Annotated in this window: 21 protein-coding genes; all 21 read right to left on the bottom strand. The window is 39.2% G+C overall.

Features of this window, described 5'->3' with window-relative positions; translation table 11 throughout:
• Window positions 1-6 precede the first annotated feature (6 nt).
• On the bottom strand, window positions 7-876 hold the full coding sequence (locus AAA071_RS08640; protein WP_039965494.1) for a YitT family protein: 870 nt from the start codon (window positions 874-876) through the stop codon (window positions 7-9).
• On the bottom strand, window positions 866-1,393 hold the full coding sequence (locus AAA071_RS08635) for a RuvC family protein (RefSeq protein ID WP_008603431.1): 528 nt from the start codon (window positions 1,391-1,393) through the stop codon (window positions 866-868). The genes AAA071_RS08640 and AAA071_RS08635 overlap by 11 nt, the downstream gene beginning before the upstream one ends.
• Before the next feature lie 117 nt (window positions 1,394-1,510).
• A complete protein-coding gene (locus AAA071_RS08630; RefSeq protein WP_039965495.1) occupies window positions 1,511-2,725 on the bottom strand; it encodes a DUF3084 family protein in 1,215 nt (404 codons plus the stop codon).
• Window positions 2,726-2,758: 33 nt separating this feature from the next.
• Window positions 2,759-3,850, bottom strand: a complete 1,092-nt coding sequence (locus AAA071_RS08625) for an LptF/LptG family permease (protein WP_008603435.1) — start codon at window positions 3,848-3,850, stop codon at window positions 2,759-2,761.
• Between the two features lie 8 nt (window positions 3,851-3,858).
• Window positions 3,859-4,578: an LPS export ABC transporter ATP-binding protein gene (gene lptB / locus AAA071_RS08620; RefSeq protein WP_008603437.1), complete on the bottom strand. Its 720-nt coding sequence runs from the start codon at window positions 4,576-4,578 to the stop codon at window positions 3,859-3,861.
• Between the two features lie 9 nt (window positions 4,579-4,587).
• Window positions 4,588-5,310, bottom strand: a complete 723-nt coding sequence (locus AAA071_RS08615; protein ID WP_008603439.1) for an LptA/OstA family protein — start codon at window positions 5,308-5,310, stop codon at window positions 4,588-4,590.
• Between the two features lie 12 nt (window positions 5,311-5,322).
• Window positions 5,323-5,859 (bottom strand): LPS export ABC transporter periplasmic protein LptC, encoded by a 537-nt coding sequence (gene lptC, locus AAA071_RS08610; protein WP_004698432.1) that lies wholly within the window; start codon window positions 5,857-5,859, stop codon window positions 5,323-5,325.
• The gene (locus AAA071_RS08605; protein ID WP_004698446.1) at window positions 5,846-6,778 is read right to left on the bottom strand and encodes a lysophospholipid acyltransferase family protein; all 933 of its coding nucleotides are present in this window, start codon (window positions 6,776-6,778) and stop codon (window positions 5,846-5,848) included. Before AAA071_RS08605 ends, lptC begins: the two co-directional genes overlap by 14 nt.
• A gap of 14 nt (window positions 6,779-6,792) precedes the next feature.
• Window positions 6,793-7,314 carry a KdsC family phosphatase gene (locus AAA071_RS08600; RefSeq protein ID WP_008603441.1) on the bottom strand — a complete coding sequence of 174 codons (522 nt, stop codon included), beginning with the start codon at window positions 7,312-7,314 and terminating at the stop codon, window positions 6,793-6,795.
• Window positions 7,314-8,285 (bottom strand): KpsF/GutQ family sugar-phosphate isomerase, encoded by a 972-nt coding sequence (locus tag AAA071_RS08595; protein WP_004695498.1) that lies wholly within the window; start codon window positions 8,283-8,285, stop codon window positions 7,314-7,316. The genes AAA071_RS08600 and AAA071_RS08595 overlap by 1 nt, the downstream gene beginning before the upstream one ends.
• 11 nt (window positions 8,286-8,296) lie before the next feature.
• Window positions 8,297-9,115: a 3-deoxy-8-phosphooctulonate synthase gene (kdsA, locus tag AAA071_RS08590; RefSeq protein ID WP_004695496.1), complete on the bottom strand. Its 819-nt coding sequence runs from the start codon at window positions 9,113-9,115 to the stop codon at window positions 8,297-8,299.
• A complete protein-coding gene (gene kdsB / locus AAA071_RS08585) occupies window positions 9,116-9,847 on the bottom strand; it encodes a 3-deoxy-manno-octulosonate cytidylyltransferase (RefSeq protein ID WP_004695494.1) in 732 nt (243 codons plus the stop codon).
• A 44-nt stretch (window positions 9,848-9,891) separates the two neighbouring features.
• Window positions 9,892-11,004 carry a tetraacyldisaccharide 4'-kinase gene (gene lpxK, locus AAA071_RS08580; RefSeq protein WP_118091617.1) on the bottom strand — a complete coding sequence of 371 codons (1,113 nt, stop codon included), beginning with the start codon at window positions 11,002-11,004 and terminating at the stop codon, window positions 9,892-9,894.
• Window positions 11,005-11,058: 54 nt separating this feature from the next.
• Window positions 11,059-12,363, bottom strand: coding sequence for a 3-deoxy-D-manno-octulosonic acid transferase (locus AAA071_RS08575; protein WP_118091616.1), 1,305 nt, complete (start codon window positions 12,361-12,363; stop codon window positions 11,059-11,061).
• Window positions 12,364-12,365: 2 nt separating this feature from the next.
• Window positions 12,366-14,096, bottom strand: coding sequence for an ABC transporter ATP-binding protein (locus AAA071_RS08570; protein ID WP_024061012.1), 1,731 nt, complete (start codon window positions 14,094-14,096; stop codon window positions 12,366-12,368).
• On the bottom strand, window positions 14,089-15,231 hold the full coding sequence (lpxB, locus tag AAA071_RS08565; protein WP_021147885.1) for a lipid-A-disaccharide synthase: 1,143 nt from the start codon (window positions 15,229-15,231) through the stop codon (window positions 14,089-14,091). The genes AAA071_RS08570 and lpxB overlap by 8 nt, the downstream gene beginning before the upstream one ends.
• Window positions 15,231-16,067, bottom strand: a complete 837-nt coding sequence (locus tag AAA071_RS08560) for an LpxI family protein (protein WP_118091615.1) — start codon at window positions 16,065-16,067, stop codon at window positions 15,231-15,233. Before AAA071_RS08560 ends, lpxB begins: the two co-directional genes overlap by 1 nt.
• 329 nt (window positions 16,068-16,396) lie before the next feature.
• Window positions 16,397-17,209, bottom strand: a complete 813-nt coding sequence (lpxA, locus tag AAA071_RS08555; protein ID WP_349234138.1) for an acyl-ACP--UDP-N-acetylglucosamine O-acyltransferase — start codon at window positions 17,207-17,209, stop codon at window positions 16,397-16,399.
• A 20-nt stretch (window positions 17,210-17,229) separates the two neighbouring features.
• A complete protein-coding gene (gene fabZ, locus AAA071_RS08550; RefSeq protein WP_004695477.1) occupies window positions 17,230-17,655 on the bottom strand; it encodes a 3-hydroxyacyl-ACP dehydratase FabZ in 426 nt (141 codons plus the stop codon).
• Window positions 17,652-18,491 (bottom strand): UDP-3-O-acyl-N-acetylglucosamine deacetylase, encoded by an 840-nt coding sequence (gene lpxC / locus AAA071_RS08545; protein ID WP_118091614.1) that lies wholly within the window; start codon window positions 18,489-18,491, stop codon window positions 17,652-17,654. The genes fabZ and lpxC overlap by 4 nt, the downstream gene beginning before the upstream one ends.
• Before the next feature lie 263 nt (window positions 18,492-18,754).
• Window positions 18,755-19,657, bottom strand: coding sequence for a lysophospholipid acyltransferase family protein (locus tag AAA071_RS08540; RefSeq protein ID WP_118091613.1), 903 nt, complete (start codon window positions 19,655-19,657; stop codon window positions 18,755-18,757).
• Window positions 19,658-19,663: the final 6 nt, after the last annotated feature.

Genomic DNA, 19,663 nt, shown 5'->3' with positions numbered 1-19,663 from the left:
TTCCTCTTAATGACCACCTTTCGTAAATCTCCCACCAAAGACATCATGTACGTCTTGGATCGTAATAAATGCTGTAGGATCTACTTCATAAACGGTATCCTTTAATCTTGTAATTTCTAGCCGCGTTACTACAGAATATAATACATGTTTCGGTTGTTTTAAATACCCGCCTTCTCCGTACATAATAGTAACACCACGATTAAGATTAGCATTTAATGCATCAGCAATAATCTTGGAATTATCTGCATCGGTAATAATCATAACCCCTTTAGATTCTTCAAGTCCAGTAATGGTCACATCAATCATCTTATAAGCAATAAAATAAGCAATTAAGGAATACATGGCACTATTCCAACTATATACAAAGCCCGCTGCTCCAAGAATAACTAAATTCATGGCCATTACAATTTCGCCTACAGAAAAGGTGGACCGTTTATCAAAGATAATAGCTACGATTTCAGATCCATCTAATGAGCCACCATTACGAATAATAAGCCCTACTCCAATACCTAAGATTATACCACCAAAGATTGCCCCTAAAAATGGGTCAGTTGTAATAGGTGTAAAGCGGTGTGCAATGGTAGAAAATATTGCCATCCATATAATAGAGAACAAAGTAGACAAGGTAAATCCTTTACCAATTACTTTATAGCCTAAATATAAAAAGGGTAAGTTGAAAAGTACTACGAAAATACTAAAGGAAATACCTGATAGTTCCGCAGCCATCAAAGAGATACCAACTATACCGCCGTCGATGATGCTATTTGGTACTAAAAACAAATCTAAGCCCACCGTATATATTAGGGCGCCTAGAATCATCATTACACAGCGCATAATAAGATTTGACCAGTTACGCGTTGAAGTTTCACTTGTCATGATTATCTCCTTTTCCGTATAACTGCTCCATAGCATGTAATCTTTTCTCTTCTAACTCACTTGAACTCATAGTTTCTTCTTTGATTGCCGCTTCGTTCTGAGCTAACTGCTTCGTATAGCGCAATCCAATAACGAGAGCCGTCAAATCATCTACAGGTTCTGGTGGAAATTGCATAGATGTAGGAATAATCTTGCGCCACCCTGTAGGAGGATTATATTGCCAATATAATTTACGGGCCTCCTCTGTACTATGAGATTCGTCGATTAAACTAGTTGTAATTTTATGATTACGTCCAATTTGTTGAAGCGAAGGATACAAATGTTTATGATTTGTACCATTTCCACAAACAATATGAACAATACCATAATATTCAGTTAAAATACGCTCAATATCTTTATTGAAAGTATTTGAAGAAATAATTTTACGGCATATCATCTCACCGGAAGGTGAGAGTATAGCTACGCCAGTTTTCTCATTTCCTGGATCCACTGCTAAAATATATGTATTTTCAGTCATTTGATTATCCCCTTTGTAAGTACAGTAGTTATATTTTAACATAAAAAGAAGGTCTTATGTTGAAAATTACATAAGACCTTCTTTTATAATGTATGAAAACAGCATACCTTCATTATATTAATTAGTTTGCATTTTTGCCTTATCATTGAAATCTGGCATTTGAGTAATACGCAACTTGAGGTGAACAGGACCAGATGAATATGTATCTCCATCAGTATAAGCTTCCACATGAACCTTGCCACGCATAGTACTTATTCTTTTAATAGCTGTAAACAAATCATCACCAGGTATCGTTCCAATATCACCTGATAAGGAATCAGGAATAATCCCCTTTGCCTTAGCACGCTCATTTACTTGTTTCAAGAATTGAAGCATAGACGATTGAGCATTAGTACCCCCATCAATTACCGTAGAGTGAATTACCTCTCCATTTTTATAGATAAACTGTTGTGGATATACTTGAATAACTGCAACTGCAGGTTCACCTGAAATAATATTTCCGGCTGCCACAACTTGAACCACCATAGGAGTCTTGGAATTGATTAGCTTTTGAGTAGCTACCTCAACATTTTGTCGATCTACATACACAACGGATTGACCATTATCTTCTATACCTAAGCGACGTAAAACAAGTTTATTTGTATCATCGATAATATGTTTAATAGCATTATTACTATCTTCTTCACTTAAACCAGGTCGTACAACAGCTTGTGCTAATAGCTGATCTACTTGGAAGAGAATGGTTCCTTCCCGTAAATGAATGATGCCATTCTGCAATTGTTCTTGTGTATTTTGTAGATTCTTAATATGCGCTTCCATCTTAGCACGTGTTGCTTCAAGCTCAGCTACCTTTTGAGACACCTCTGCATAAGAGGCTTGTAAAGATGCCAATTCGGCTTCTGTTGCGTCTTTAGCAGCTTGTGCACTCGCCAATTCAGCTTTTGTAGCCTCTACTTCACGGCGAATTTGTTCGATCTCAGCCATCCGTTCTTCAAGCTCTTGTTTATTTTGTTCTAACAAAGCCTGCCCACGAATCAGTTCTTGCGTCTTTGCAGCAACCTCATTATTCAGCTGCTTTATATCAGCTCGCAACTGATCCATACCGAACAATGCGGTTCGCACACTTTGAGACGTAAAGGTTAATACCCCAACTGTAGCTGCTGCAACCAAAAGGCCTGTCACAATAGTAACTATAATAGATGTGTGCTTAGGTCGTAATCCAAAGAGGGACATACGACGTTTACCAATTTTAGTGCCTAGCTTATCCCCCATGTAAGCAATGAGACCACCCATAAGAGCGATAATTATTAAGATTTTGACACCTACTAACATCATGTCCCTCCTTTCTCCTAAGAATACAATCTGTTATTTCGATACGCGCCAATTCAAATACAACCCTGCAATAATACCTAATGTATCCGGTATTAATGCAGCTAATACGGTTGGCAATGCTCCACCTTTCCCTAAGGCACCAGCAAAGGTCATCACCCCATAATAAATAAAGATGATAAGAATACTAATACCAAAGCCGATAGATGAACTAGAACGTTGTTTTTGAAGGCCTAAAGGTGCACCTACAAGAGCAAATACAAAACTTGCCAACGGAATTGTAAAACGTTGGTACATTTCCATTTCAAGTTTATTAGCATTAGTATAAGCAGCCTTATAAGCTCTGATTTGATGACGTAACTCCTTAATCGTTAATTCCTCAGGTTTACGTTGATCTTGTTGAATATCTTTTGGGGCAGACTTAATCGGCAAGGATTGCTCCTTAAATTTCATGGTACGTTCAACACCATTACCAGCTGATAGATCATAGATGATACCATTCTGCATCACCCAATATTGACCATTCCAGATAGCTGTATCAGCATTTTCAACTTGTTGTAACTTGCCGCCCTCCCCAAATTGTTGAACCGTAATCATGGACAACTGTTTGGTTTCAGCATCATAGCTCTTAGCATACAGCAATGTGCCTAGCTCGTCACCATTCATCGTTTTTAACACAATATGATTTTGTGTTTGAGGTGATGCATTTTTCATAATTTGTTCGCGCACAATCGTTTGATACATATGATTTGTACGAGGCACAACAAATTCATTAAATGCTACAGCCCCAATGGAAATGATGAGTGCAATGATATATACGGGCATGGCCAAGCGTAAAAAGCTTAGTCCACCAGCACGCATAACAACGATTTCACTAGTGCTACTCAAACGACTAAAGGTCATAAGAGAAGCCAATAAAACCGACATTGGGAATGTTAAGATAACAATACTTGGTAAAGCCAAGACAAATGCTTGCATGACAAGCAACAATGGCGCTCCATATTCAGTAATATATTGAGCAATCCTAAACAATGTGCCTGTACCAATAAAAATACTAGTAAAAGCAAAAACCCCAAATAGGAATGGGCCTACAAAAGCTTTTAAAATATATTTATCTAATAATCGCATAGCCCCTCCTATAATTTAAAGTTATCCCCTAAATAATGTTCACGAGCGATTGGATCATTCGCAATTTCATCAGGGGTACCCTCTAGGAGGATTTTACCATTACTCAAAATATAAGCCTTATCTACAATCCCCAATGTTTCGCGAACATTATGGTCTGTAATCAAGATACCAATACCGCGGTTCTTAACGTGTAAGATAATTTGCTGAATATCAGCAACCGCAATTGGATCGACACCTGCAAAAGGTTCATCAAGAAGGATGAAATTAGGTTCTAAGGCGAGGCAACGCGCAATTTCTACACGGCGTCGTTCACCACCAGATAATTGCATCCCCATACGGTCACGGACATGTCCAATATGAAATTCTTCAATCAATGATTCCACGATAGCTTCAATCTCATCAGGCTTTTTTGCCGTAGTCTGTAGCATGGCACGAATATTGTCCTCTACAGACATGGAACGAAAGATTGATGCCTCTTGCGGTAAGTATCCAATACCTTCAGCCGCCCGCTTATACATAGGAATATTTGTTATATCCTTGCCATCAACGGTAATGATACCAGAACTTGGTCTTTCAATGCCTACAATCATATAAAATGACGTAGTTTTACCGGCCCCATTAGGCCCTAATAGACCTACAACTTGGCCTTTATCAACGCGTAGACTTACACCATCTACCACATTGCGTCCGCTAAAGGTTTTAACTAAGTTTTTGGTTTCTATATACATATATTATCCTTATTTATTCGGAACAATGACGAGTGTACTACGTCCACCTAATGTTTCAGCAGAATCATCAGCTAAACGAATTTTCAGTTCCGGTGCATTCAGTACATTACCATTTTGAACGGCATGCGCAGAACCAGATAAGAGTACCACTCCATCATTTTGGTTTGGCGTTTGTGTATATGTAGCTCGGTCAGCAGAACCAGACACGTTTCGTTCGGGATTAGAGAAAGTAACATTACCTTGCGCTACAGCACGAACTTCCTTCATCCATCCTTCTACCTTATCACCGGTTAAGGTTGTCCCTTCAGCAATCAAACGGGCATTGCCTGTAACAAGACCGTATTCAGAGTCAGTATTATACTCAACACTGTCACCAAAGATTTGGCGATCAGCACGTTGTAAATGAACGCTACCATTAGCAGTGAATTTATTATTATTGTAACTGTGAACCGCTTGAGCAGACATGGCCATATCAGAACCAATCATAGATACACCACCATCAAGATTTGCTTCTTGAGTTTTTGTATTGTACCAACCCTTGGCACCAGTCATAGTTTTATCCGCTTGGGTAATAACAACATTACCTGTTGCATCTGCACGACCTGAATTGCCATCATAAGACAATGTATCAGCGCTGATAGTCAACGGATCATTTGCAGCCCAAACTGTAACAGATGCAGTCATGAGTACAGCTAATATAGCCATACCAATCTGTTTTTTCTTATTCATCATATTTCCTCTCAATTACTTCTTTGTTAATTTCGCATGTCCAATGGCTTTAATAATTTTTAAAGACATATTGCCCTCAAGCTTGTCCCCTGTGAGGGTTACATCCTTACTGTTATAAGTGAAAGCCGTTTTAGATGTCAATGTTTTCGTTTTGTTATCAAAATGAAGGGCCTCAGTTTTAAATTCTGCACCTTCCGTATTAGTAGCAGTAACGCCTTGATCAATATCAAGAGAATTTCGATCGCCCGTCAGGACAGCATGAGGCGCTGTAATCGTAGTAGTCACATCATCTTGATAGAACAGACCTTTCAAATTGGTCAGAACGATAGCTTTTGTACGCGGGTCATATTCAATCTTCTCAGCCGATAATGCCCATACTAGCTTGCCATCTTTTTCCTCTTGCAAGTCCGCACCTTGGAAATTAACGAGTTGTCCACTTTGATTTTGAGTGGAATTAGCCTCATTAGAGTCTTTCATAATAAATACAATAAGACCGATTAGAGCTAATACTATAGCGACCACAATGGCAATTAACTTTTTATTGTTTTTCATGCGCTCTCTCCCGTATAGCTATCTTCTTATCGTAATCAATAATTTGATCCATCTTAGTCATCCAACGGTGTTGGAACCAAAGCCACTCATCTGGATGTTCACGAATAAATTCTTCCGTAACACGTACACAGGCTTCAGTTAGACGATACATATCAACATCTTCATCGCCAGTTTCCTCATAATGTAATGCTGGCAAGATATGAACGATATGTCCTCCTTCAGGCTTACGAGATGCAAAAATAGGTACTACAGGAGAGCCAAATTTCTTTGCAAATGTTGCTGGTCCCATAACAGCTGATGAATCTTGTCCCAAAAACGGAACTGGTAAACCATTTATATATCCATCTTGGTCAGCTAAGAATCCAAGTAGTTTTTTCTTTTTTAAAGCCTTAGCAGCAGAAACGATTTCGTTGCCACCACTAGCAAATACGTCAAGCCCCACCATCTCACGATATTCATTCATAAGGCGTGTGAATTGAGCATTAGGTTGTTTCTTAACAATTGTAGTGGAAGGATATCCATGAGCTGCCATAGCAGCCCCCATCCATTCCCAGTTGCCTACATGGCCAGTAAGAACGATAACTCCCTTATCTTCAGCAATGGCCTTTTCTAAATGTTCAACACCACGCATCTCTATGTGTTTATTGATAAAGGATTTCGTCAGGTTTGGCATGTATAATACTTCCATAACACTTCGACCAAGATTCTTGAACAACTTATTAATTAATTGTTCCGCCTCTTGATCGTTCATATTCATACCAATTTTAATATTATTTATGCCTCTAAGCTTTTGCTTCTTCGCTATTAGCCCATATACAGGACCTAAACAAGCGCCTATGAGCAAAATGAGCTTGTATGGTAGTCGACAAACAAGCCAACTAATGCCTTTAACTAAATGGTATTGCCATTCGTTATTCATTCTGCCCACCTCCTTTATTGTCCATGAGCATGGGCCTCTTGCGCATAATCTGCAACAACAGAATCCCATAAACCTTGATTCTTCAAGATATATTCTACAGCCTCTCTAACAGCACCATGTCCACCATTGACGGTAGAAATAAATTTAGCTATTGATTTAACCTCTAATACCGCATTATTTGGTGCCATCGGCAAACCTACGAGTTGAAGAGCTCCTAAATCATTAAGATCATCCCCCATGTAAGCAATCGAGTCTAAGTCGATTTGATGTTTTTTACAAAGAGTTCTTAATGCTTCAGTTTTATTAGCATGCCCCATAAGAAGTTCATCAAAATGCAACTCCTTCGCACGGCGCTCTACCATCGGAGATACACGAGCCGTAATAATTGCTAGCTTTATCCCTGATTTACGAGCTGCAGTCAGGCCTAAACCATCTTTTACAGAAAAGGCTTTGAGCTCTTCTCCAGTCGATGTATAAATTAGAGTGCCATCTGATAAAACTCCATCAACATCGAGAACAATCCATTGAATATTCATTATACAATGCCTCTACGCAATAAATCGGTAATGTGAACAATGCCAAGACATACATTATTAGTATCAACCACTGGTAATACGGTGATAGGGCGAGGTTGATTTTTCTCCATTAAATGAAGCGCTTCTGCGGCCAATTTATCCTTGGTAATCGTACGCGGCATAGACGTCATCATATCCTCTACGGGCCATTCTAAAAAATTGCTACCAGAATCAAGTCCACGTCGAACATCACCATCAGTCACTAGACCTAACAAATGTCCTTCTTCATCAATTACATTTGTTGCACCTAACCCTTTTTCTGTCATTACAAAGAGTGCATCACGAACGGTAGCCCCTTTAAATACTGTTGGATTATCCTCGCCACCATGCATGATATTTTCTACAGTCAACAATAATTTGCGACCTAAGGAACCACCTGGATGGAATACAGCAAAGTTTTCTGGAGTAAAATGATGGCGTTCCAATAAACATACTGCTAACGCATCACCTAGTGCTAGGGCAACAGTAGTACTTGTAGTAGGTGCTAAACCTAATGGGCAAGCTTCTCGTTCTACCTCTGCCAACAATACAATATCAGAATTTTTTGCTAATGTAGACTCTGGTTTCCCTACAACACAGATTAATTTAGCCCCTATGCGGCGCAGAGACGGCAAAATACTTATAATTTCTCCTGTTTCACCACTATTAGAAAAGGCTAACACTACATCATCTTCAGTAATCATACCAAGATCACCATGCACGCCTTCACCAGGATGCATAAAAAGTGCCGGTGTCCCTGTACTAGCCAAGGTAGCCGCAATTTTACGACCAATATGACCAGATTTTCCCATTCCTGTACATACTACACGGCCCTTACAAGCCAAAATCATATTTACAGCATTTACAAAATTGTGATCCAAACGAGAACTTAATTCTTCAATAGCACGAGCTTCCTCATGAAGCACCTGTGCCGCTTGTTCTAAAATAGTCACAAATACCGCCCCTAACCTTTTACGATTTTATCAATAGCTACTAAATCACGAAGCACATCTTCGAATTGGTCTAAATACAACATATTAGGACCATCAGACAATGCTTCCTCAGGATTATCATGCACTTCAAAGAATAGTCCATCTACACCACTAGCCACAGCCGCACGTGCCAAATTTGGTACAAATTCACGGTTACCACTAGATTTAGTCCCTGCACCACCTGGTAATTGAACGCTATGAGTAGCATCAAAGATTACTGGATAGTCGAAAGAACGCATAATTGGGAACGATCTCATGTCAACTACGAGGTTGTTATAACCAAAACTAAAACCACGTTCGGTAAGCATAAGATTTTCATTACCTGTTTCTTTCATTTTATTAAGAACATTTTCCATGTCCTTAGGAGCCATGAATTGACCTTTTTTAACATTTACGCATTTACCAGTTTTAGCAGCGCCGTAAACAAGATCAGTTTGACGGCATAAAAAAGCTGGAATTTGTAGAATATCTAATACTTCAGCTGCAGGTTCAATTTGCTCGATAGAGTGAATGTCACTGACAACAGGTACATTGAGTTCCTTCTTAATAGAAGCAAGCATTTTTAACCCTTCCTCAAGACCTGGTCCACGGAAGGAGTTAAAGCTAGAGCGATTAGCTTTATCAAAGGAAGCTTTAAAGATATAAGGAACACCTAAACGTTCGCATATCTCTTTTGCTCGTTTACCGATAGCTAATGTGCGGTCATAGTCCTCAATAACACATGGACCTGCAAGGACAAATAAACCCTTGCCGCCACCCACAGTAATATCTTTAATTTGAACTGTTTTCATTTATTTCTCCTCTTGCTCGTAAATTGCATTAACACGAGCTAAGTCTTCAGGTGTATCAACACCGATAAATCGTTTATTTGTTAGAATAACACGAATTGTATAACCGTTTTCTAGAGCACGTAATTGTTCTAGAGATTCTGTTTGCTCCGCCGGAGTTGGCTCCATCTTAGCGTAGTTTAATAAGAACTCTCTACGATATGCATAGATGCCAATATGTTTTAGTGGCGGACGCACAAAGTCATGACGAGGATATGGGATTAAAGATCTAGAAAAATACATCGCATCATTACGATTATTTAAAATGACCTTTACCGCTGATGGCTCCTCGTACTCTTCCTCTAATAAAGGAGTAGCTACTGTGGCCATCTGCAAGTTTGGATCTTCCTCAAATAGACGTGCCAAGTCATCAATAAGATTTGGATCAATCATCGGTTCATCACCTTGGACATTGATAACAACATCTAAGTCTGTATAATGACTAGCAACCTCTGCTAATCGATCCGTCCCTGTAGGGTGATTAGGATCTGTCATCATAACAGTTCCCCCAAACTGTTGTACTGCAGAATATACGCGGTTATCATCAGTGGCTACAATTGTACATACTGTCTTTGTAGCTTGTGATACCCTTGCATAAACCCGTTCAATCATAGGTTTACCTGCAATATCAGCTAATGGTTTGCCCGGTAATCTTGTAGAACCATAACGCGCAGGAATAACACATCCAAACTTCACGATAAAACCCCATTTCTGTTATTCGTGTATCTTATTATTATACACTAAATCTCTAAATTTTCTATGAATTCTTGTTTTCCAGAAACAAATTCAATCCCTATAGATAGCACCAGAATCGGTATTTTCAAGTCTTCAATTGCATGCAACTGACTTAACTTAACTGCATCCTTTTCTGTAATGCAAATAGCATCAGCTTGATGAGCAAATGCTTGTTTCCAAATCTCAACTACATCATCATTTGAAAAGTCATGATGATCTCCAAATGACAAGGTATGAACAACGTTATACCCTACATCAGTTAACGTTTGTGTAAAGGATTGAGGGTTTCCAATTCCACTTACAGCCATAATACGTTGTTCCTTGTAAGCATCTACAGAAGCCCCAACAGAACCATTAGCCCACTCATCTAAGGTGTACATAAATTGCGGTTTATGTGTTGTTTCATAGACAGGTATATTGGGAATCATCTGAGTTAATCGCTTTCGAATGCCGGATACAATACCTGGTGCTACTTGATCAACCTTAGTAAGAACGATAATATCCGCGCGCTGTAAACCACTAAGGGGTTCACGTAATAGTCCCCGTGGCAACACATGTTCATAGCCAAACGGATTGGATGCATCAATTAGTACAATATCAATATCTCTTGCTAGTGCACGATGTTGAAATCCATCATCCATAATAAGACAATCGGCACCTAGCTCATTAATAGCGATTTCTGCAGATTTAGAACGTTCACGTCCAATAATTACATTGGATTTTTGTAAAACTTTAGCCAGTAACCAAGCCTCATCACCACTGATAGATGGCTCTACAAGCATTGTTCCGTCTTTAGAAATAATAATATTTTTGTTATTATCTTCTGCACGGTACCCACGACTAAGAACAGTAGGATGAAGGCCCTTCTGAGTAAGCACATCACAAATAAATCGCACCATCGGTGTTTTTCCAGTACCACCAGCCGTAATGTTGCCAACGCTGATTACAGGCACTGTAACTTTCGTAACGCCTTTACCCTCATCAAATCGAGCATTGCGTATTGATACAGCTTTCTCATAACCTTTACTCAAAAGGCCTAAACTGGAGCGAGCTATATCACCTAATACGGATTGATCTTCACCACTAACGATGGATTTGAATAATGCTTCCCCACTCATAGGTGACGCCTCCTATTATGTAATACAGTAAACTAATCTACAAATTTAGTCTTACTACGGAATAATTTGATGTTTCTCAAATAGCAAACGCAACTCTTGTGTATTACGTCGCGTAGCACCACGATTTTCTTTAATGATATCCATGCAATTTTGCCCCATCTTTTTAGCCAAGTCTCTATCATTACATAACCGCAAGACCATAGCGGTTAACTCTTTTCCATTCTTCACTTGCTCACAAGCATTTCGAGAGTTTAATAAGGCGAAAATTTCTTTAAAGTTAAACATATGAGGCCCAACCAAAATTGGCTTACCATGTGCAGCTGGTTCCAAAATATTATGGCCTCCAGTTTTAACAAGGGAACCACCAACAAAGATAATATCGCCTAAGCTATACAGTCGTCCAAGTTCACCAATGGTATCTAAAACAACAACGGGAATGCCTTCGTGAACAGGCTCCTTCATATCGCTACGACAAATAGCACTCAATTCATAACGCTTTGCAATATTTTGCACATCATGACCGCGATAAATCTCACGAGGTGCAATCAATAAACGAGCTTGTGGATACTCTTTCAATACTTGCTTGAAGGTTTCAAAAATAGCCTCTTCTTCACCTTTGTGAGTACTACCTGCAATAATGATAGGATGATTATTCCCAAAGCCAAATTCATCGAGAAGAGCTTGTTTTTCTTCATATGATACGGTGGCATATGTTTGATCGTATTTCATATTACCTGTTACGGTAATATCAGGTGTATGAGCACCTAAACTTTCAATATACGCCGCATCAAATTTGGACTGCATGCAAAAACGCTCAATAGAACGTAACATTTCACGTGTAAAAGCACTGATATACTTATAACGTTTCATACTGCGATCTGAAATGCGTCCATTAACCATCATAACTGGAATATTTTCCGATTCGGCGATACGTAAGAAGTTTGGCCAGATTTCAGTTTCTACAAGTAAAATAGTAATCGGCTTAATAATATGTAAAATTTTACGAGTTAAATATGGTAAATCAAGGGGAAAGAATATAATTCCTTCTGCTTCAGGAATGATACGATGAGCCATAGCATGACCAGTAGCAGTAACTACAGACACAACTACAACAGCTTCTGGAAACTCCTTTTTGACTTCTTTTACCAATGGACTGGTAGCCACAATTTCCCCTACAGAAGCGGCGTGAATCCAAATAGCACGACGCCCTTCAATTTTCTTTAATAGTGAAGCTGGCATATAGCCTGCACTCTGTTTGATACGCTCATAAAATCCATCTTCAAAGGCAAGTCGGTATAAAATAACCGGAATCAAGCCAATCCAATAGAATATGAGCAATACGTTATATATCCAGTACATGGTTATCCTTTATTGGAGAATTGAACGGAATAAAGATGGTTGTACAATCCGCCGTCAATAGCTAATAGCTCTTGGTGAGTCCCCTGCTCTACCAAGCGGCCTTGATTGAGTACAACAATTTGATGAGCATTTTGAACAGTGCTCAATCGATGGGCAATAACAAATGCCGTACGCCCTTTCATAAGGCGATCTAACGCCTCTTGTACAAGTTTTTCACTCTCTGTATCTAAAGCAGATGTAGCTTCATCTAGAATTAAAATACGAGGGTCTTTTAAAATAGCGCGTGCGATGGCAACGCGTTGACGTTGTCCACCAGATAATGAACTGCCTCGTTCGCCTACAATTGTATCGAGACCATCAGGCATCTTCTCAACGAACTCAAGTACGTTAGCCGCTTTAGCCGCTTCATACACGTCTTCATCAGTAGCATCTAAACGGCCATACAAGATATTCTCTTTAATTGTAGCATTGAATAATACGGTTTCCTGTGGTACAAGACCAATTTGTTCACGCAAGGATTTAAAAGTAACATCTTTTATATCGTAACCATCAATTGTAATAGAACCACCTGTTACATCATAGAAACGAGGTAGTAAGTTCGCGAGAGTTGTCTTACCTGCACCAGATGGACCAACGAGGGCCACACTTTCACCAGCCTTAACAGACAAGGTAAAATGTTCTAAGGCAGCCTTTTCTCCATCATAGGAGAAAGAAACATCATTAAACTCCACATTGCCGGTAATAGCAGGCAATGTAATAGCATCAGGTTTCTCCACAACATCTGTTTTAGTATCTAAAATTTCAAATACACGATCAGCAGCAGCCAACGCCTTTTGAATATTACCATATACTTGACTCAAACGTTTTACGGGATTCGACAAGTTAATAGCATAAATCAAGAAGGCAATCAAAGAACCTGCAGTAATAGCACCTGTTACTACGGAGTAACCACCGTACCAAAGGATGACCGCTACAGCGATTGCCGCAGAAAACTCAACCATTGGGCTTAACAAGCTAGTCAATTTAGTAGCTTTGATAACTGCTTTAAAATTGCGATCATTTTCATCTTCAAAGCGCTTACGCTCAAAATCTTCACGAGCAAAGGATTTTACAACGCGAACTGCACTAATTACCTCTTGTAAAAGTGCCGTAATATCAGCTACACGCCCTTGGACATCATGCCCCGCCACGCGAAGCTTCTTACCAAAAACATTGATAATCACTAAAACTACGGGAACCGTAATAAAAGTAACTAACGTCAATTTCCAGTCAATGAGAAGCATGGACACCAAGGAACCGATAAGTGTTACAGATTCAGTGATAAAAGAAATCAAGTTATCTACCACGGCCGTTTGCAATGCAGCTACGTCATTTGTAAGATTACTCATGATAACGCCCGTCTTACGACGATCGAAATAGGATAAGCTTAATTTTTGTAGATGATTAAAAATAGCCTCGCGTACATCGATAATCACGCGCTGTCCGATGTAGGACATGTTATAAGTTTGACCATAGGTAGCAAAGCCACGAATTAGGAAAATGAGTATAATAGCACCTACAATGAGGTTCAACATAAACATATTCTTTTCATCTAATACTTGGTCTACTACATTCTTAATTAGCCAAGGTACTACCAAATAGGCAGCAGCAGCGACAATCATGCAGAACACTGCAAAAAGCATTCGCTTATAATAAGGCTTTACAAAGTATAAGAGCCTAGAATAACTATTCATTACATTTCTCCTTACCGAGATTATATACAAGATGTGCTACCCGTTTTACTGCACCCGGCTCACCTAATTTATGACGTACTTCGCGCAATTCACTGCGCATAGCTTCATTTTTGTCTACATCTCTGAGCAATGGTTCTACCAAAGACACAATTGCGTCTGGAGTGACAGCATCTTGTAATAATTCGGGAATGACTTCTTTACCCGCTACAATATTAGGCAAGCCCACATGTGTTACATTCACAACCATCTTACCAATACCATACGTAATTGGAGATACACGATACAATAATACCGTTGGCAATTCCATCATCGCCGTTTCTAATGTAGCCGTTCCTGATGCAGCAAGGCACACATCACAAATCTGCATCAAGTCATATGTATGGTCTTCCGTAATCGTAACAGGCACCTTATGAGAATCGATAAACGCTTCTAGCTCACTTCGATCAATTGTATGTGCTCGAGGCAAGAAGAATTGAATATCGTCATGCTTCGCCATCAATTGCTCACCACTTTTTAACATCGTATCAAGTAAGGATAAAACCTCTTGTTTACGACTGCCAGGCATGAGCAATACCTTTTTAGCCTCTTTGCGAGCCCCAAAGTATGCTTCGGCCGCATCCTTAGTCATCGTAGGATGTACGATGTCGAGTAAAGGATGCCCTACAAAATCTACATTACATTTATACTTGCGATATGCTTCAGCTTCAAATGGAAAGATAGATGCTACCTTAGTTACATACTTACGGATTGTATTACCTCGACTACTATGCCATGCCCAAATCGTTGGAGCAATATAATACAAAACAGGAATCCCCAGTTCATGAGCCACCGCAGCTAATTTCATATTAAAACCTGGGTAATCTACACAAACGAGAATATCCGGTTTCTCCTTCATCATGACGCGTTTCAAATACGTGCGCAACTTAAAGAATTTTGGCAATGATTTCACAATCTCTACAATACCAATGACACCAAGATTCTTAATATCATACACGATACGAACACCAGCACGCTCCATCAAGGTGCCACCCATACCAAACATTTCTACAGAAGGATCTATTTCTCTCAATGCATTGGCTACACTTGCCGCATGAGTATCGCCGGAAGCTTCACCGGCGGAAAACATGACTTTCATTATGCATCCTTTCTGGAATTTACAAATTCTTGGTCAACAGCACAGATAACAATACCATGACGATCTGCCATATCAAGCACGTCTTGTTGTTGTACGAAAATAGTCTTTTCCGCTTCTACAGCTAGTACCTTACAACCACTATCAATCATAGACATGAGCGTTTTTATGCCTACTGCCGGCACATCAAAGCGTACATCTTGATTTGGTTTTTCGGTTTTAACGACAACCGCATCCCCACGGCCGAGCTCGCCACCTCGTAAAATACACTTATCAGTACCTTCAATAGCTTCAATAGCCATGGTCGCCTTATGCTTAACAACAACAGTTTGACCTATATCAAGGGCACCCATTTGTTTAGCTAGTTCAAAACCAAAACAAATATCAGCCCATTGCTCATCTGTAGGTTGTGCTTTTGAAAGCACTCCAACCTTTGGCATAAATGGTTTTAAGTATACGGTTTGATCTAATACTTTAAATCCTTCTCGTTCTATTTCATCAACGATAGCAAGCATAATCGTATCATCTTTACGATTTTTAAGACGCTTTAAAACACCTAATGTTTTTAAATCAGGAAACGTAAGACCTTTAAAAAGAATCTCTTTAGTAACTTTCCCAAGCATGGTTAACTCTTCAACCTCTTCTTTTTTCAAGGTTTTGAAGATTTTACCTAGTTTAGCAACACCAATATCGTAGAAAGCATCAGCCTCAGCCTTTAGAGCCGGGTCTATATCAGGTACCACACCGATAACAACCACCTCGTGGCCCAATACATGAGCGGCACGCATGAATTCTACAGGCAAAACACCTATGCCCGCAATTAATCCTACCTTTGCCAAGACTATACCTCCTAGATGGCCTCACGGCCTATATATCAATTAGTAATTTCAAGTTCCCTATGAAAAGGCCTAAAAATAGACATAATCATATACAATATATTGTACTATAAATAGCTACTTTTTACCATTAAAAAGCCATGGTTTATGCCCTTTTCTTCATCATTTTATTATAATTCCCTTATTCCTTTTAAGCACTAAAAAATCTACGATTATATCTATCAAAACTTTTCTATAAATATAAAAATATAATGTAAATTATCATTGATATAAAACTCAACTAGTAATAATGCACACAAAAAGACCTCGTACATTGTACGAGGTCCTCATAATTAGTCGCGACGAGTACGCATAATTCCCCTATCAGCATTGCGTAGGAAGCGTAATAAATTTTCAATTTCTACGGAAGAATCCAATTGTAATTCCATTTCTTCAATCGCCTTAGATAAGCTGAATCCAGAACGATAAATAATACAGAATGCCTGTTTCAAATCACGTCGTACATCTTCGGAAATCCCTGCACGAGATAGGCCTACAGAGTTTAGACCGATAACACGTGCCGGTTGACCATCAGCAATTACGTAAGGTGGGATATCTTGTACCACCTTAGCCATCCCGCCAACCATTGCATTACGACCAATTTTAACAAATTGATGAATACCTGCAAGGCCACCAATAACAACGCGATCTTCAACGATAGCGTGCCCTGCAAGACCAGCACAATTACTCATTATTACATTATTACCAACGATACAGTTATGAGCCACATGTGTACAGGCTTGAAGTAAACAATTATTGCCTACACGTGTTTCTTCACCTTCACCAGTAGCGCGGCTAATAGTTACGAATTCACGAATAACCGTTTCATCGCCAATATTACAATAGCTTTTTTCGCCTTTAAATTTTAAATCTTGCGGTTCCAACCCAATAGATGCGTTAGGATAAATTTCACAACGCTTACCAATGGTTGTCCAACCACCAATTACAACATGTGCACCGATTTGTGTGCCATCGCCAATCTCGACATGTTCGCCGATAACAGCGCCAGGACCTACGATTACATCTTTGCCCAATTTAGCATTTGGATGGACTATGGCTGTACTATGGATGTTGGATTTCGCATTTTCCATGCCTACAACTATCACTACAATCACTCCTCATTCTATTATACAAGGGCAAACATGTATTCACCGCTAGCGCACAATTTGTCGCCAACATAGGCACGGCCTTCAACCTTGCCCATTTTACCTTTAATTTTAACAATATCTACCTCCATGCGAACTTGATCGCCAGGTTTTACAGGATGGCGGAAACGCACTTTATCAATACCTGTAAACATAGGAGTAAGACCACGATTTTCCTCAGGGTATAATAATGCAATACCACCGACTTGAGCAATAGCTTCAGTCAATAATACACCTGGCATAACTGGGTTCCCTGGAAAGTGACCTTGGAAGAACAATTCGTTGAATGTAGCATTTTTAATACCCACAGCACGTTTCATAGGTTCTAACTCAACAATGCGATCAACCAAAAGCATTGGGTAACGATGAGGTAAAATTTCTAAAATATCTTCGTGATTAAGAATCATGGCTGTGTCTCCCTTATTTCTTCCATTATACTGCGAGCCAATCTTGAATTTAATTCATGACTCGATTTCAAAGCAATTACATGGCCTTCAATCGGTCCTAACAAGAATAAATCCCCTATAACATCTAATGCTTTATGGCGAACTAATTCATCCTCAAAGCGTGGTATAGATAGACATTTCTCATCATCATAGACTAATGCATTATCTAGGCTACCGCCTTTTGCAAGCCCCATGGCCTGTAATTGTTCCAATTCCTTCATAAATCCGATAGTCCTAGCCGATCCAATGTGTGCTTTGAAATACTCAGGCGATACTTCAAAATCACATTGTTGCGTACCAAGCAACGGATGGCTGTTAATTGATGTAAAAGTCATGCGATAGCCATCATATGGCAAAATCACAATAAAACGATCCCCATCATAAACAGCATGAGATCGAGTCACTTTGTATAGATGACGCGATGCTATTTGTTCTTCAATGCCAGCCTCTTCAATAAGATTGACAAAAATAGCACTACTACCATCACCTACAGGAGGTTCTGGAGAATCCATTTCAATATAACAGTTATCAATATTCATAGCACTGAACGCTGCCATCACATGTTCAACAGTAAATACCTTTGCTTCACCATTTTCCAGCGTGGTAGCGCGCATAGTGTTCGTCACATTATCAATGTGTGCTCGCACAGAAGGATGCCCTTCAATGTCCGTGCGGACAAACACAATTCCTGTATCTTCAGGTGCAGGCTTAAAAACCATATGTACTGGTTCACCGCTATGAAGGCCAATCCCTTGATATGAAACAGCCTTTTTTATTGTTTGTTGTGGCTTACTCATAAGAATGTCCTTTCATAATCCGAATTCACGTTTACTATACACCAATATGTATTATACCCTATTTGCATAGGCGTTACAAGAAATTTACCATATATTACGCTAATTGGAAAGACTATTCTTAGTCTTTAAAATTTTAATAGACTATTTTTAAACACTAAGTTATAAGTTATAAAATAAAAAGAGATTTCATCCATGCTAGTAGGAATCAGTTTCATCTTGAAGATTCCACAATCGCATAAACAAAATCTCTTTAAAATTATTAACTATTGAAAAACATCAGGTGGTGTATCTATTTGTTCACCATAAAAACGACGAGTCCATTTCCAACGGTTATGAAGCCAGAACCACTCTTCAGGATATCGTCGAATATAATCTTCAATAAACTCATTTAGACGAGTTGTTGTTACCGCTATATCACGCTTTTTATCATCTGTACGTTCCACATAAATTGGTGGATGTGCTTCAATCTCATATTTCTCAGAAAACGGGCTATAATGTATGGTTACAAAAATAATAGGCACATCTTGCATACGAGCCAGTACAGCTGGCCCAGCAGCCGTCAATGTTTCATAGCCAAAGAATGGTACAAGAACGCCATCATCACCAGGGTCCTGATCCATAATAAGGCCTAAAAATGCACCTTTTTTTAGTTCATTAATCATTTCACGAACACCTGTTTTATAGGTCACATGTTGATGCATAATCCGACGATATTCATTGATAAACTTATCGGCATCACCATTCTGTTTCATAGCCACAGAAATCAATGGATATCCTTCAGAAGCAAGAACGCCACCTAAAAGTTCCCAGTTACCACTATGAACAGCAGCTAAAATTGCACCTCGACCATTTTCTAAGGCATCATCTAAGTACTCTCGATTAATAAACTCCACCATATCTTTGTATGCGCCATCTTTAATTTCAGGATAGCGCAATACATCAATAATCATACGGCCAAAGCGTGTAGTACTAGCTTTCGCAATACGTCGAGCTTCTTTAGGATCATCTGTAATATTACAGAATAAAATTTGGCCTATCGCCAGGCGCTTGCGTTTAGGTGGCACCACTAACCACGCAATTTCACCAAGCAATGTACCAATAGCATATTGCAAACCTTTAGGTAATAAGCAAATAAAGGCACTAAAGATTTTCATAAACCTATACATGGATTA

It is taken from the genome of Veillonella parvula, from assembly GCF_040097785.1.
Lineage (GTDB): Bacteria > Bacillota > Negativicutes > Veillonellales > Veillonellaceae > Veillonella > Veillonella parvula_D.
This window is presented reverse-complemented; position numbering and strand designations above follow the sequence as displayed.

Excerpts from the sequence above, each read along its gene's own strand:
- lpxB (WP_021147885.1), bottom strand. The coding sequence starts at position 15,231 with ATGAAAGTCATGTTTTCCGCCGGTGAAGCTTCCGGCGATACTCATGCG.
- AAA071_RS08635 (WP_008603431.1), bottom strand. The coding sequence starts at position 1,393 with ATGACTGAAAATACATATATTTTAGCAGTGGATCCAGGAAATGAGAAA.
- AAA071_RS08630 (WP_039965495.1), bottom strand. The coding sequence starts at position 2,725 with ATGTTAGTAGGTGTCAAAATCTTAATAATTATCGCTCTTATGGGTGGT.
- lptC (WP_004698432.1), bottom strand. The coding sequence starts at position 5,859 with ATGAAAAACAATAAAAAGTTAATTGCCATTGTGGTCGCTATAGTATTA.
- lpxC (WP_118091614.1), bottom strand. The coding sequence starts at position 18,491 with ATGAGTAAGCCACAACAAACAATAAAAAAGGCTGTTTCATATCAAGGG.
- lpxK (WP_118091617.1), bottom strand. The coding sequence starts at position 11,004 with ATGAGTGGGGAAGCATTATTCAAATCCATCGTTAGTGGTGAAGATCAA.
- AAA071_RS08540 (WP_118091613.1), bottom strand. The coding sequence starts at position 19,657 with ATGTATAGGTTTATGAAAATCTTTAGTGCCTTTATTTGCTTATTACCT.
- kdsA (WP_004695496.1), bottom strand. The coding sequence starts at position 9,115 with ATGAAAACAGTTCAAATTAAAGATATTACTGTGGGTGGCGGCAAGGGT.
- AAA071_RS08570 (WP_024061012.1), bottom strand. The coding sequence starts at position 14,096 with ATGAATAGTTATTCTAGGCTCTTATACTTTGTAAAGCCTTATTATAAG.
- AAA071_RS08640 (WP_039965494.1), bottom strand. The coding sequence starts at position 876 with ATGACAAGTGAAACTTCAACGCGTAACTGGTCAAATCTTATTATGCGC.
- lptB (WP_008603437.1), bottom strand. The coding sequence starts at position 4,578 with ATGTATATAGAAACCAAAAACTTAGTTAAAACCTTTAGCGGACGCAAT.
- AAA071_RS08615 (WP_008603439.1), bottom strand. The coding sequence starts at position 5,310 with ATGATGAATAAGAAAAAACAGATTGGTATGGCTATATTAGCTGTACTC.
- AAA071_RS08600 (WP_008603441.1), bottom strand. The coding sequence starts at position 7,314 with ATGAATATTCAATGGATTGTTCTCGATGTTGATGGAGTTTTATCAGAT.
- fabZ (WP_004695477.1), bottom strand. The coding sequence starts at position 17,655 with ATGATTCTTAATCACGAAGATATTTTAGAAATTTTACCTCATCGTTAC.
- AAA071_RS08605 (WP_004698446.1), bottom strand. The coding sequence starts at position 6,778 with ATGAATAACGAATGGCAATACCATTTAGTTAAAGGCATTAGTTGGCTT.
- AAA071_RS08575 (WP_118091616.1), bottom strand. The coding sequence starts at position 12,363 with ATGTACTGGATATATAACGTATTGCTCATATTCTATTGGATTGGCTTG.
- AAA071_RS08625 (WP_008603435.1), bottom strand. The coding sequence starts at position 3,850 with ATGCGATTATTAGATAAATATATTTTAAAAGCTTTTGTAGGCCCATTC.